At 59.2% G+C, this 12959-nt stretch carries 9 protein-coding genes; 5 read left to right on the top strand and 4 right to left on the bottom strand.

Annotation, left to right across the window (positions count from 1 at the left end):
- Nucleotides 1-8: 8 nt before the first annotated feature.
- The 4 genes from R3C19_21255 to R3C19_21270 form a co-directional block, all read right to left on the bottom strand.
- Complete coding sequence (locus R3C19_21255) at nt 9-1841, bottom strand: CRTAC1 family protein (GenBank protein ID MEZ6062880.1); 1833 nt, start codon at nt 1839-1841, stop codon at nt 9-11.
- Between the two features lie 146 nt (nt 1842-1987).
- Nucleotides 1988-4894 (bottom strand): multiheme c-type cytochrome, encoded by a 2907-nt coding sequence (locus R3C19_21260; protein ID MEZ6062881.1) that lies wholly within the window; start codon nt 4892-4894, stop codon nt 1988-1990.
- 143 nt (nt 4895-5037) lie between these two features.
- On the bottom strand, nt 5038-5220 hold the full coding sequence (locus R3C19_21265; GenBank protein ID MEZ6062882.1) for a hypothetical protein: 183 nt from the start codon (nt 5218-5220) through the stop codon (nt 5038-5040).
- Nucleotides 5217-5537: a hypothetical protein gene (locus tag R3C19_21270; GenBank protein ID MEZ6062883.1), complete on the bottom strand. Its 321-nt coding sequence runs from the start codon at nt 5535-5537 to the stop codon at nt 5217-5219. The genes R3C19_21265 and R3C19_21270 overlap by 4 nt, the downstream gene beginning before the upstream one ends.
- 491 nt (nt 5538-6028) lie before the next feature.
- On the opposite strand from R3C19_21270, the gene R3C19_21275 reads away from it, so the two are divergent.
- The 5 genes from R3C19_21275 to R3C19_21295 all read left to right on the top strand — a co-directional run bounded on the left by R3C19_21275 (nt 6029) and on the right by R3C19_21295 (nt 12954).
- Nucleotides 6029-7396, top strand: a complete 1368-nt coding sequence (locus tag R3C19_21275; GenBank protein ID MEZ6062884.1) for a lactate utilization protein B — start codon at nt 6029-6031, stop codon at nt 7394-7396.
- 157 nt (nt 7397-7553) lie between these two features.
- Nucleotides 7554-8963 carry an MFS transporter gene (locus R3C19_21280; protein ID MEZ6062885.1) on the top strand — a complete coding sequence of 470 codons (1410 nt, stop codon included), beginning with the start codon at nt 7554-7556 and terminating at the stop codon, nt 8961-8963.
- 411 nt (nt 8964-9374) lie between these two features.
- Nucleotides 9375-10544, top strand: coding sequence for a ubiquinol-cytochrome c reductase iron-sulfur subunit (locus R3C19_21285; protein MEZ6062886.1), 1170 nt, complete (start codon nt 9375-9377; stop codon nt 10542-10544).
- Nucleotides 10545-10677: 133 nt separating this feature from the next.
- Nucleotides 10678-11451 (top strand): cytochrome b N-terminal domain-containing protein, encoded by a 774-nt coding sequence (locus R3C19_21290; GenBank protein MEZ6062887.1) that lies wholly within the window; start codon nt 10678-10680, stop codon nt 11449-11451.
- A 144-nt stretch (nt 11452-11595) separates the two neighbouring features.
- Complete coding sequence (locus R3C19_21295) at nt 11596-12954, top strand: hypothetical protein (protein ID MEZ6062888.1); 1359 nt, start codon at nt 11596-11598, stop codon at nt 12952-12954.
- Nucleotides 12955-12959: the final 5 nt, after the last annotated feature.

A 12959-nucleotide genomic window follows, 5' to 3' on the forward strand; every position in this document is an offset into this window, starting at 1 on the left:
CGGTGTCATTATTCCTGAACATCGATCAGCCGGTCCACCGCGTCGACGGCGACGGATTGCAAATTCCCCGTCGGCCAGGTCACGGCAACGCTCTTCACGGTTTCGAAGTCGCCGAGCCCAAACGTCACGGGCAGTTCGACCTGAGACTGGTAGCTGCGAGTCGGGTTGACGGTGCGCGTCAGCACGGTGTCGTCTGGCAGAGTCACTTTCACGGTGGCTCCGATGGCGTCACGGTTGCTCTTCGCGCCGGTCAACTTGAATCGCAGCCAGTGGTGACCGGACTGCTGATCATTGCGAAGCAGCCGCGCCGGCCCGCCGGACGCAAACAGCAGCAGATCCAGATCGCCGTCGCCGTCGATGTCGGCCGACGTGGCTCCGCGGCCAACCATCGGGCGCAGAAAATCCGCGCCGACCTTGTCTTCCGGAACAACCATGAATTCGTTTTCGTACTCGGAGCCGCAGTTCCACAGAAGCTGCGGCGGCTGTTCGTAGTGCTGGCTGGACTGCACTTTCTGAATATCCTCTTCCAGATGGCCGTTGCAGGCGAAGATATCCAGCCGGCCGTCGAGATCCGCGTCCAGAAACAGCACGCCGAATGTCAGCTCGACGCGTGTGACGGGTCCGATGCCATTGGACACGGCTTCGTCCCGGAAGATCGGCAGCTCCATTCCGGGAGTCTGGCAGACATACAGTGCGGTCATTTCATTGGCGAAGTTGCCGATGGTGATGCCCAGCGATTCCGTGTTGCGAAAGCACGCCGCGTCGATTCCCATGGCTCCGCGAGTGGTTCCGTCGCTGTCGAAAGCGATGCCGCAGCCGGCACCGGATTCGGTGAACGTGCCGTCCGGCTGATTCAGCAGCAACAGGTTCTGAACCGTGTCGTTGGCGATAATGACATCGGGCCGTCCGTCGGAATTCACATCGCTGAATGTCAGGCCGAGTGACTTGGCCAGTGGTTCGCCGGTATTTGGGTTGGTGACTCGAATACCGCTTTCTTCTGAAATGTCAGTGAATCTGCCGTCACCGTCGTTGCGGTAAAGGATCGGGAAAGCCCCGCGAAAGTCCGCCGGTCGACCATAGGCTCGCAGAGTTCCGTCAAGCGTGAACTCGAACGCCAGGTCCGTGTCCCGCGTCCATTCGATGTAGTGACAGACAAACAGATCCAGATCGCCGTCCAGGTCGTAGTCGAAGAAGCCCGCGCTGGTGCTCCAGGCGTTTTCCGCTCCCGCGACTGCTGCGTCGGACGTCACGTTACGGAATTTGCCGCCGCCTTCGTTGTGGAACAACCGACCGGGACCGACTGCCGTGAAGTAAAGGTCGACAAGGCCGTCGTTGTCGTAGTCACCGCAGGCAACTCCGTTCCCGTAGAACGACACGTCCAGTCCGGAACCCGCGGTAATGTCGGTGAACCGGCCGGTGCCGTCGTTTTCGTAAAGAGCCTGAGTCGGTGATTCCGCGGACTGGGGGCTCCAGGGCCAGATTGTCGAATTGACACAGACGATGTCCTGATCACCGTCGTTGTCAAAGTCGAAGAACGCTCCTCCGCCGCCCATGGTTTCCGGCAGCAGCTTTTCTCCGGCAGCGCCGTTCTGATGAACAAAGCGGAGTCCGGCATCGCCGCTGACATCCGTGAACGGAATCGCCGGGATCTCCAGCGGCGGAAGCTGACGCACTTCGGGCAGAGCGGTCTGCTCAGTCTTCTCCGCAAGCTGCTCTTCGTCCCCGCGCTGCAGAAACAGGAACGCGGTGCCCAGAATCGCCGCCAGGACGATCCCTGCGATCGACAGTTTCAAAGCTCTGCCGACAATGTCGTCGTTGGTGAGTTCCGGTTCGTCGGTCATGTTGAGTGCTCTTTGAAAATCCATCCCGAAAGGACGGGCGTTGTCGCGGCCGGCTGGAAGTTTCCGGCGGAATTTCAGAGTTAAATGAAGGTTGATCGCCGCAGACGAAACTCGATCTGTACCAGGCCCCGCGCTGCAGCGGGGGTTTACTTCAATTCGTAAATCACCAGCGGTTCAGCGGCGAAGTTTGCGGCGGGATATTTCTGTCGAGCCTTGCCGAACGCCTGTCCGCGAGCGGTGTCGTCGATCTTGTATCGCGCATGAAGGTCGCTGTGCTTCTGTGCAAGTTCCGCATCACCCAGATTGGAATACAGCTGACTCAGGTTGTAATGGGCGTCGACGTTTTCTGAATCGATGGCCAGAGTGCGGTGGAAGACTTCAACGGCCTCCTGCAGGCGAGCCTTTCGTTCGGCGTCGCGTGAGTCGCCCCGCATCTGCAGAGCACGGTCGAAAATGGTCCGGCCCAGCAGATTGATGACTTCGTAGTCTCTGCTGAAATCGAATTTCCGGCGCACGGTTTCGGCGTCTCTCATTTCCAGAACCTGCCGGAAGTTCTCTTCGGCTTCCTTCAGGAAACCCTGCTGACGATTCAGGATTCCGCTTAACCACGCGACGGTCCAGGGCGGCGGAGCGGGATCGGTGTGGGTCGCGGCTCGCTGAACGGCGGCGACCGCTTCGTCAAGCTGACCGGCTCCCGCTTCAGCGAACAGGACGCGCGCCAGATTCAGCGGGCCGTCGAATCTGCCGAGTTCTTCAACTTTGCGAAACGCGTCGGCCGCCTGCCGAAGTTCCGCCTTGCCTTTCAGCAGCATTCCGATTCCGTAGTCATTCCAGCGCTGCCATTCCGGGATGGCTCGCGGTGGATTACTGACTTCCGCGTCGATGCCGGCGATGGGAAATGTAACGCTGTCTTCCGCCAGAACGGTCACCGGCAATTCGTTGTGGTAAGGCTGGCCGGGTACATGCCCGCGAATTGGCGCGCCGAGTTCCGCCATCTTCCGGTCGACATACTTCATGTACGTCGAGTCAAACTTGCGATACAGCAGCCGGACTCGAACGTTCAGCGGGGCCGCAATGTCCTGCGGCACGGTCAACCGATAATGCGCGGTCTGACCGGCACCGGGCGGAATCTGGTGGCTATACAGTGGTACGAAAATGTCCTGAGCGTTGCGGCGATCAATGCGGTTTCCTTCCCGATCCAGCATGAACGTGTTGACGAAATGCGACCATTCATCGACTTCACCGTTTTCGTTCATAAGGCCGCTGGCGGCAATCTGGCGATCGCCGGAGGATGCAACGACTTCCAGCCAGATTTCATTCGAATCGGTGGTCCCCTGAGTGAAATGGTGCCCCATAGTCACGGTTCGAATGACAGCTTCCAGCACGTACGTTTCGCCGGGAGTCAGCGTCGGAACTTCGTGTTTCGGGGAAGGCTCCGGTACTACTGAAGCCGGTGCCGCGGCTGTGACGGAATCCTGTGGAACTTCGCTGTCGCGCAGCGGAGCGATTAGTTCGCTTTCGATGCCACTGCCGTTGCGAATGCCGAAAATGTCGACTCGCATCACGCCTTCCAGAAACTTCTGGTGAGCCGCGATGACGTCCGGCTTGTCTCGCAGCCACGCAATTCCTGTGTTTGCGGACGGAAACAGATGGTCGTGAATTTTCAGCAGACCATCGTCGTCAAACGGCTGCGCGCCAAAATCGGTGGACACTTCCGTCGGCATGTGACAGCCGTTGCAGTCGGTTTCAGCCACCTTCGGGTAGTAGAAACTGCGAGCACCATGTCCCGACACACCGCTCAATAGCCACGTGTCATAGTGATTCTGTCCTCGCAGAAATTCGCGATAGTGGTTCAGAGCGTACGGCAGATGCACCTTGTGACACGTGGAACAGAACTCCGCGGTCTTGTGCAGCGGCTTCAGAAACGTCTTCTTGTGAAACGACGGCTTGGCCTTCACCAGTTGATTATTGACCCACTGCAGAATCTGATTTTCACTGTGCGCGAACGGATAGTGCTGAGGTTCCTCGATCACAAAATCGGCGTTTCCGATGTTACTGTTGACGTGTGTGATTGCGTGGCAGACGGTGCAGGTGATTCCCGACTTCGCCGTGGGATGATTCAGCATGTCGAAGTTGGGATCGTCGAAGGCTCCGCTGAAAAACGGCACCGGATCGTGACAGCCGGCACACCATCGCGACGCCTGCACGCTTCCGTCTCGCTTGAGTGCGACTTCGCGAGTTTCGGACACAGCGGCCAGGTACGGCGGATTATTGAAGGAACTGAAACGATGCACGCTGTTTTCCCAGCCGGCGTGAGCATCCGCGTGACATTTCTGACAATAGGCGTTCATGTCCAGCGTCTTCGCGGGAACGAAGTTTCCGGACAATGTGATGGCCGAAGACGGTTCGAAGTACTTCCTTCCGGAAGCCGGACCAACGGCGTTCCAGTTGCGCGGGTCCTGAGACTGCAGCAGCACCATCACACCCGCTGCCGCTGCGGCAATGCCGGCAAACACAAGTCCGGACTTCCATTGCATCTTCGGTCCGACCAGACGGTGCAGCCAGTACAGCCACAGTCCGACAACGGGAGCTGCGACGTGCAGCCAGTAAACCGCCGACCGAGTCGCGGGATTCTTCAGGTCAAACAATCCCTCGATGCGCACCAGAGCAAAGCCGCTCAGCAACACGATCACACACATGGCAAACAGTGCGTAACCGATTCTCACTGTCCGGCGAACCTTGCGGTCCTTTGTGTTTCGCATGTGAATCAGACCGAACACCAGAAACGGCACTACGATCAGCAGCCCGACGACGATGTGCATCAGGAACATGCAGATGTAGAAGAAGTCCTGATACGTCTGGCCGGTTGACCATTCCAGGATCTTCACGCCACCCAGATAGGCGCTGTTGGCACCGATCAGAGCCAACAGGACGAGCATGATGTTGAACACAATTCGCAGCCGGGGTCCGATGGCTTTGCGAACGGCCTTTCGGGACTGGGCAGCATCCGCTGTCCCGCCCGCGCTGCCGGCAGCTGGAGGAATCGACGTCATGGAAACGGGCTTTCTCAACCGATGAATGCGGGATTGTCGTCTCAAATTCCAACGGACGACAGCAAACGGCCTGCAGCGATGGTTCGGCAGAAATCAGGCCGACGAATGGCACGGCGCAGTCTCTCGCGGCGTGCCGACGGCATTCAGCGGGAGACGGTCAGACGCAGCGCCTCAGGCGGCGGCTCCGGATCGGTGGGATAGCCCGCCAGTGGAGTTGCGGCGTCATAGCCAGCGCGGCGACGTTTGCCTTCTGCGGCTTCAAGATCCACTCCGGCGTTCGAAATCGCTTCGTGCGACGGCGACACGGGCGGGACGGCGGGAGTCACCGGTCGTTCGGATTCGTCAGATCGGCGGCATCGCGGCCCGTTGCAGGGCGGCTGAGTTCCCGAAGGCGACTGCGAGGCATCGACGATCCCTGGGCGTGCCATCCTGCCGCATCACGTCGTCGCTCGCCGGTGACCGCGGCTGAGCCGCCGACTGGATCGATGCCGGAGTCACCAAACTTCTCGTAAAGGCTGACCTTCGTGTGCACGTAGTCGCCGCATGAGGCATAGACCGCCGGTCCCGAGCAACATGCGATCGCCACGCCGATCCCGAGGATCAGACAGCTTCGCACGTCTGGAACTATGCGGTGGTACTTCATGGGAACCTGGAAAATCCGCTGCGCAGAACCTGGAGTTACTGCAAAGTGTACGCGGTCGCCGCGGATTTCCGCGAAACGATTTTTTCGAAATTGGTGCGTCTGTCCGACGGAGCTGCGTTCGGGAGGGCGAGGCTCCCGCCAAGCCGCGTGTGCCAGAGTACGTCCGTTGCGGCAGCGGCTCTGCAGGAGCCTCGCCCTCCCGATGGTGTCATCTGTGTGAATCTGTGAAATCTGTGGACGCCATTTGCGACCGCAAAGTCCGCAGGCGGCAGCACGTCCCATAACGCTTTCCGACGGCTGCGCCGCACAACTTCTTCGAAGATGTGGTACCCCGTGCGAACGCGAACAACGAAAGCGATGCGGAACCTTCGCGCAGCAAGGCATCACCTGGACACGGACTCGTGCGTTTGATTTCGGGCGCCCGTTTGTGTAATCCGTCGAAGTATCGACCGCTCACTGCGATTTTGGATTCACTGTTCGCTGGTTTCCCTATGTCTCACCCGACACTCGCCAGACAATTCACTTCCGACGACCAGCGTGCTCACTGGCACGATCGAGCGCTCTGGTTCGTGCGTGAGAAGCGCGACCGGATGGCGAACAGTGTGCCCGAATGGGAAGAGCTGCGGCAACTGGCGTCGGCGATCAAGCTGCACACGATGTCGCAACTTCCGACGTACCTGGAACAGTTCGAAGCCCGCGCGAAGGCTTTGGGTGTGCACGTCCACTGGGCCGTCGACGGCGAGGAACACAATCGTATCGTGCATGACATCCTGAAGCGGCACGGTGTGAAGAAGGTCGTCAAAAGCAAGTCGATGCTGACGGAGGAATGTCACCTGAATCCGTTTCTGGAGCAGCACGGAATGGAAGTTGTCGATACGGATCTGGGAGAACGCATCGTCCAGCTTCGCAACGAGGCTCCCAGCCATATCGTGCTGCCGGCGATTCACATTAAGAAGGAGGAAGTCGGTGAGTGCTTTCACGAGCATCTGGGAACGGAAGCCGGCGCGTCCGACCCCGCCTATCTGACGGAAGCCGCACGGCAGCATCTTCGCGAACGATTCTGTTCGGCGGACGCGGGCATCACCGGAGTCAACTTCGCCATCGCGGAAACCGGTGGATTTGTCGTCTGCACGAATGAAGGCAACGCGGACCTGGGCGTTTCGCTGCCGAAGCTGCACATTGCCTGCATGGGGATCGAAAAGCTGATCCCGCGAGCCAGCGATCTGGCCGTCTTTCTGCGGCTGCTGGCTCGTTCTGCCACCGGTCAGCCGATCACGACGTATTCGTCTCACTTTCACGGACCTCGCGAAGGCTGCGAACTGCATCTGGTTCTGGTGGACAACGGTCGCAGCGGCATCCTGCAGAACCCGGAGTTTCGCCGCAGCCTGAACTGCATCCGCTGCGGTGCCTGCATGAACACCTGCCCGGTGTATCGGCGAAGCGGAGGCCACAGCTATCAGTCCACGGTCCCGGGTCCGATCGGGTCGATCCTGGCCCCGATTCGGGAACCGGAAAAACACGCGTCGCTGCCGTTCGCCTGCAGCCTGTGCGGGTCCTGTACCGACGTCTGCCCGGTGAAGATTCCGCTGCACCATCAGTTGTTTGCGATGCGCGGATTTCTCGACGGAAAGCACCTGATCGGGACTTCGAAGAAGCTGTCCATGAAGCTGGCGTCGGCCGTGTTGTCGAGAACCTGGCTGTTTAACCTCGGCGGTCAATTCGCCCGCTTCGGCCTGCGCTGGCTGCCACGGTTCGCCGTCTATAACCCGCTAAACGCATGGGGCCGTAAACGCGATCTGCCGGACGCTCCGAAGAAGACCTTCCGGCAGCAGTACGCGGAACGGAAGAAAAAGAAATAGCCACGACCCTGTCGCCGAAGAATTCGCAGAAGTGCCGTCGATTTGGGAACAGGAGGCTGCGCACTGGCATGGCCGCAAACGTCGGATTGAATTAGGGTTCCGCCGGTCGGTGGTCGGGAAGTCCGCCGGTGTTAGGTTCGCAGTCTGAGTTCCCTCGATGACTAATCCGTATGAAAGTCCGGCGGTGATGGAACACCCGGTCGGCGGGAACGACGTTTCCCGGCTGATGGCGAACCCGGTGTTTCAGGGGATCCTGCTGACTCAGTTTCTGGGAGCGTTCAACGACAACTACTTCAAGCAGATGGTGCTGCTGAAGTGTACGGAGCTGGCAAAGGCGGGCAGCAGCGACATGCAGCCCTGGGCGACCGCAGCATTCGCACTGCCGTTTGTGTTGCTGTCGGGGCTGGGCGGCTATCTTTCCGACCGGTACTCACGCCGGACCGTCATCGTGCTGTGCAAGGTCGCGGAAATCGTCATCGTGGGCCTGGCGCTGCTGGTGCTGTTGATTCTGCCCGCGACGAATGGTCTGCAACTGACGATGCTGATCTTCGTGCTGGCCCTGCTGGGGGCTCAAAGCGCGATTTTCGGGCCGTCCAAGTACGGAATTCTGCCGGAACTGTTCAGTCACCGACAACTGCTGCCCGTCAACGGTTCGATTCAGATGACCACGTTTCTGGCGATCATTTTCGGAACAGCGGCCGCAGGAATTGCGCTGGACGAACTGGAAGATTCGCTATGGATGTGCAGCGTGATTGCTCTGGCGATCGCGTTGACCGGAACTCTGACGTCGCTGCTGATCCACCGGACTCCCGCGTCGCACCCGAATTTGCCGCTGCGGCCGGAGAATGCGTTTCTGCCGCGTGAGACCATCGCGCTGCTGAAGCGTTCTCCGAAGCTGTTTCAGTCGCTGCTGGTGGCGACGGTGTTCTGGTTTATCGGCGGCGCTGCTCAACCGGCCGTCAACAACCTCGGCGAACACGTGTTCGGCATGAACAAGACTCGCACGAGCCTGATGACGGCGTCGATCGGAGTCGGAATCGCCGCCGGATGCGCGATCGCGGGATTCTTCAGCACCGGCAAGTCCGAAGGCGGCAAGTGGGTTCAGCGCGGCGGGTGGATGACGGTGTGTTCGCTGCTGCTGATCGCGTTTCTCAGCAGCCCGGTCGCGGCTCGCCCTGATGTGCTGCCGGGAGAATCCGGTATTTGGAACAGCATCATTCACGCGGGAACCTTCGAATGGACAGTGCGCGGAAGCATGTTGCTGCTGGGTCTGTCGGCGGGAGTGTTCGTGGTTCCGATTCAGACCTACATCCAGGAAGCTCCGCCTGCCGACCAAAAGGGCCGCGTGATTGGTGCTCAGAACTTTCTGAACTGGGTGGGGATCCTGCTGTCGGCTGCGTTTCTGGTGGTGATGGGCGTCGTGACGAATCTGGTTGCCGGTGACGGATCCGCACAGGCACACAGCTACGCGGTGTTTGTCGTGCTGGCTGCGGTGATGCTGCCGATTGCGATTTGGTATCGGCTGCAGCCGGCGCACTCCGATGACGCATCATCGACGAAAATATGACGCGCACAATTCGTCAAACGCCGCCGCCGGCTGCGTGAAAATTGGTTGTGGCAATTGTCGACGATCGACCATCGATACGCGGTGTGCATAAACCGGTTGACTCATCCTTCCCAGGGCTGGGACATGCCGTTTTGGGCACTTCCTGCGTGTGAGAAAAGAATCTCCGGCGTTCCATCCCGCTTGTCAGTGTCCAGGGGCCGGGGCAGAATCCCGAAGCCCGCCGGTTCTCATACCGCTGCATTGGTCGCTGAACGCGTTGCTGTCTTTTAAGCCGCTTCGTTATGCTGCGACACCTCTGACGCTGTCTCATTTTTCGCTTCACTGCGATCGCTGTGACGTCGCTTGTGGTATTCGAATCCGCTCCGGGATCTTGTCTTGTCTCGTCATCAGCGGACGGTGAGAACTCACCCCATGAGCGACCAGAATCCTTCAACTGAAGACATTCTTTCGAAGATTCGGGGAGGCGCTGCAAAGCCCTCAAGTCCGACTCCCGAGCAGCCGGCCGACGATTCCGGCCCCAGCGCAGCGGCGGCCGAAGAAAAGCCGGCCGCGGCGAAACCGGCTGCATCAAAGCCAGCGGCGGCTCCGTCGGGGACCGCTGACATTCTTGCGTCGCTGCGTGCCGGAAAAGCCGCGGCAGATGCACCGGCTGGCGGAAAGTCCGCGGCTCCAAAATCAACCAGTGATGTCCTGGCCTCTGTGAAATCAGATGGCGGTGGAGCGAAATCAGGCGGTGGTGCGACAAAGCCGGCGGCTCCCGGCGGTACAGCCGATATTCTGGCGTCGCTGCGGTCCGGCAAGGGCGGTGCAGCCGCATCAGCGAAACCAGCGGCAGGCAAGGCCGCTGCCGGTAAGGCTGCCGGAAAGACGGCAGCTGCGAAGGCGGACGTTTCTGCGGCCAGCGGTATGTCGGCGGCGGAGATGATCCGTGCGGCTCGTGAAGGTGGCGCGGCTGCCGGTGCAAAGGCGAAGGCTCCCGGCAAGGTGGCGCTTCCCGGGAAGCCGCTGGCAAAAGCATCGCCCTCACCGTTCCAGGCGCCTCAGGCGTCGGAGCCAAAGGAGACGCGACGGTCCATGCTGTCGTGGCTGGTCGGTGTTGTGTCGAGTCCCATTGTTGTGGCGTGGACAGCCATGGCGGCCGCTGGAGCGGCGTCCGCGCTGGCGACGGCTCGATTCATGATGCCGAATGTGCTGGTGGAGCCACCCACAAAATTCAAGATCGGCCCTCCAACGGATTACGACGCGGGAACTGTGTCTACCAAATGGAAGGCTCAGTTCGGTGTGTGGATCGTCAACGCCGAGGTTGACGGAAAGCAGATCATTTACGCATTGTCGACCGTCTGTACGCATCTGGGTTGTACGCCGAACTGGCTGGATGGTGAGCAGAAGTTTAAGTGTCCCTGCCATGGCTCCGGGTTCTACAAAAACGGAGTGAACTTTGAAGGACCGGCCCCGCGACCGCTGGAGCGAATGGGGATTCGCCTGGCTGATGACGGGATGCTGGAAGTTGACAAGAGTGTGAAGTTTCAGCAGGAACTGGGGCAGTGGTCGAATCCTGCGTCGTTCGTGCCCGTGGCATAGAACGTCGCTGGTCTGGAGCTGTCACAGATGTTGATCGGGGTTCTGTGTCGGTGACGGGACCGGGGAAATGAGATCTGTCTTTTGATGATCGTGGTGTTACTCCCGAATTGATCCGTGCTAAGGAAGCTTGTTCGTGTCCCCAGGCGACTACATTCGTAATTCACAAATCTGGCGAAGCATCTTCCGCCACCCGGCTCCGACCGATCGTCGTAACCGCGTTGTGGTGATGCTGACGAACTTCTTTCTGCACCTGCATCCGGTGTCCATCAAGCAGCAGGGGATTGCCCTGAGCTACACGTGGTGCATGGGCGGCATCACCTTCTTTCTGTTTCTTGTGGAAACGATCACCGGCGTGCTGCTGATGTTCTATTACCGCCCGACACTTGAGTGGGCGTTCTATGACATCCAGGCACTGCGAGACGTGCAGACTCTGGGCATCATGCGGGAAATTCACCGCTGGGGAGCCCACGCGATGGTGATTACCGTCTGGCTGCACATGTACCGCGTGTTTCTGACCGGCAGCTATAAGCCTCCGCGGGAATTCAACTGGGTCATCGGCGTTTTGCTGCTGGTGCTGACACTTCTGCTGTCGTTTACCGGCTACCTGCTGCCGTGGGACCAGTTGGCGATCTGGGCCATCACGGTCGGTTCCAATATGGCTCGCGCCACGCCGTTTCTGGGAAGCGAAGGGCCGGGTTTTCAAATCCTGAATATGGGTGGCTATGACCTGATTACCACCGCCAGCGACGCGAAGTTTCTGTTGCTGGGCGGTCGTTTCGTGGGCGAAGCCACTTTGAACCGGTTTTACATTCTGCACTGTGTGGCGATTCCGCTTGTCGTTTCCGGCCTGATCGCCGTGCATTTCTGGCGAGTTCGCAAGGACGGCGGCATCAGTCAGCCGCTGTAGTGTTCATCAGGCCTCGGAATCGGGTGGCCGGGGCCGGACTGAGCGGTTTGGTGAGATTCCGCGGAGTTCGCCAGTGCCACTCTCTGGCCGCGGCCACCCCTGGACTGTAACTGTAATACGGCATCCCATCGGTCTCACAGAAATATGGATCCACATCCCGACCTGACATCCAGCGTGCTGACCGGTCTTGGCTGGTACTACCTGGTTCTGTTCCTGATGAACCTGCTGTGGACAGTTCGCAGCTTCCGGGTTGACGGAGAGTTCAGCCGAAATGTTCCGGTATTGGCCGGAGTTCCGGTGGCGGCCGTGTGGGCTGCCCTGTCGGCGGTATTGCTGCTGGTGTCCGCCGCTCATTTCACCGGGACCGCTCGACCGGAATCGTTCATGATCCGGCTGCCGGAATGGTTCAAGAACCCCATCGATGAGTACTTCGCGAACCCCGTGATTTACTTCGCCCTTTCCATGGTGGTGTTTGCGGCGATGGTCCTGCTGCGTGAGTTCTGGACCAAACCCAGCGTGGCCTGGCTGATGCTGAACGCGGCTGTGATTTTCATGGGCCTCAGCATGAGCGACTATGACTTTCGTCAGATTGTCGGTAAGCCAGACAATGTTCCGATTGTCGCGATGCTGTTCATTGTCGCCTATCTGACCTGGATCTATTTCCGTCGGGCAATCGACAATGACAATCGTGTTGCCTCCGGCCGGCCTCTGTACGAATCAGAAAACAACGACAAAGTGCTGGTGTGGCCGGATCTGGTTTACACCGAACTGATTTGTATGGTCGTGCTGACGGCTGTCCTGATCTTCTGGGGCATTGCTCTTCAGGCTCCGCTGGAAGAACCTGCGTCCTCCGTGAAGACTCCCAACCCGTCGAAGGCTCCGTGGTATTTCCTGGGACTGCAGGAAATGCTGGTGTACTTCGACCCGTGGCTGGCCGGTGTTGTGCTGCCGACGATCATTCTTGGCGGACTGATGGCCATTCCCTACATCGACTTCAACAAAGCCGGAAACGGCTACTACTGTTTCCGGGAACGGGCATTTGCGATCTGCACATTCATGTTCGGCTTCTTCCCGCTGTGGATTGCTCTGATCGTGCTGGGAACGTTTCTGCGTGGACCGAACTGGAACTTCTTCGGTATCTATGAGCTGTGGGACGTTCATAAAGTGGAAGCAGCCACCAATGTGAACCTGTCGGAGTTCTTCTGGCGATGGCCGGTCGTCAATCAGATTTACGGAGGCGTGCCGAAAGGCAGTTCACTGCTGACGATTCTGATCCGGGAATCTCCGGGAATCATCCTGATCATTGCCTACTTCGCCGTGCTGCCTCCGATTTTGGGGATGACCATTCTGCGGCGATTCTTTGTTCGCATGGGTGTGATCCGATTCCTGGTGTTTTCGAACCTGGTCCTGTGGATGGCCGTGCTGCCCATCAAGATGGTGCTGCGGTGGATGTTCTCGCTGAAATACATCGTGGGGATTCCCGAGTACTTTCTGAATATCTGATGCGT

The organism is Planctomycetaceae bacterium (assembly GCA_041398785.1).
Classification (GTDB): Bacteria; Planctomycetota; Planctomycetia; order Planctomycetales; family Planctomycetaceae; genus JAWKUA01.

Excerpts from the sequence above, each read along its gene's own strand:
- R3C19_21255 (MEZ6062880.1), bottom strand. The coding sequence starts at position 1,841 with ATGACCGACGAACCGGAACTCACCAACGACGACATTGTCGGCAGAGCT.
- R3C19_21270 (MEZ6062883.1), bottom strand. The coding sequence starts at position 5,537 with ATGAAGTACCACCGCATAGTTCCAGACGTGCGAAGCTGTCTGATCCTC.
- R3C19_21280 (MEZ6062885.1), top strand. The coding sequence starts at position 7,554 with ATGACTAATCCGTATGAAAGTCCGGCGGTGATGGAACACCCGGTCGGC.
- R3C19_21285 (MEZ6062886.1), top strand. The coding sequence starts at position 9,375 with ATGAGCGACCAGAATCCTTCAACTGAAGACATTCTTTCGAAGATTCGG.
- R3C19_21275 (MEZ6062884.1), top strand. The coding sequence starts at position 6,029 with ATGTCTCACCCGACACTCGCCAGACAATTCACTTCCGACGACCAGCGT.
- R3C19_21295 (MEZ6062888.1), top strand. The coding sequence starts at position 11,596 with ATGGATCCACATCCCGACCTGACATCCAGCGTGCTGACCGGTCTTGGC.
- R3C19_21260 (MEZ6062881.1), bottom strand. The coding sequence starts at position 4,894 with ATGACGTCGATTCCTCCAGCTGCCGGCAGCGCGGGCGGGACAGCGGAT.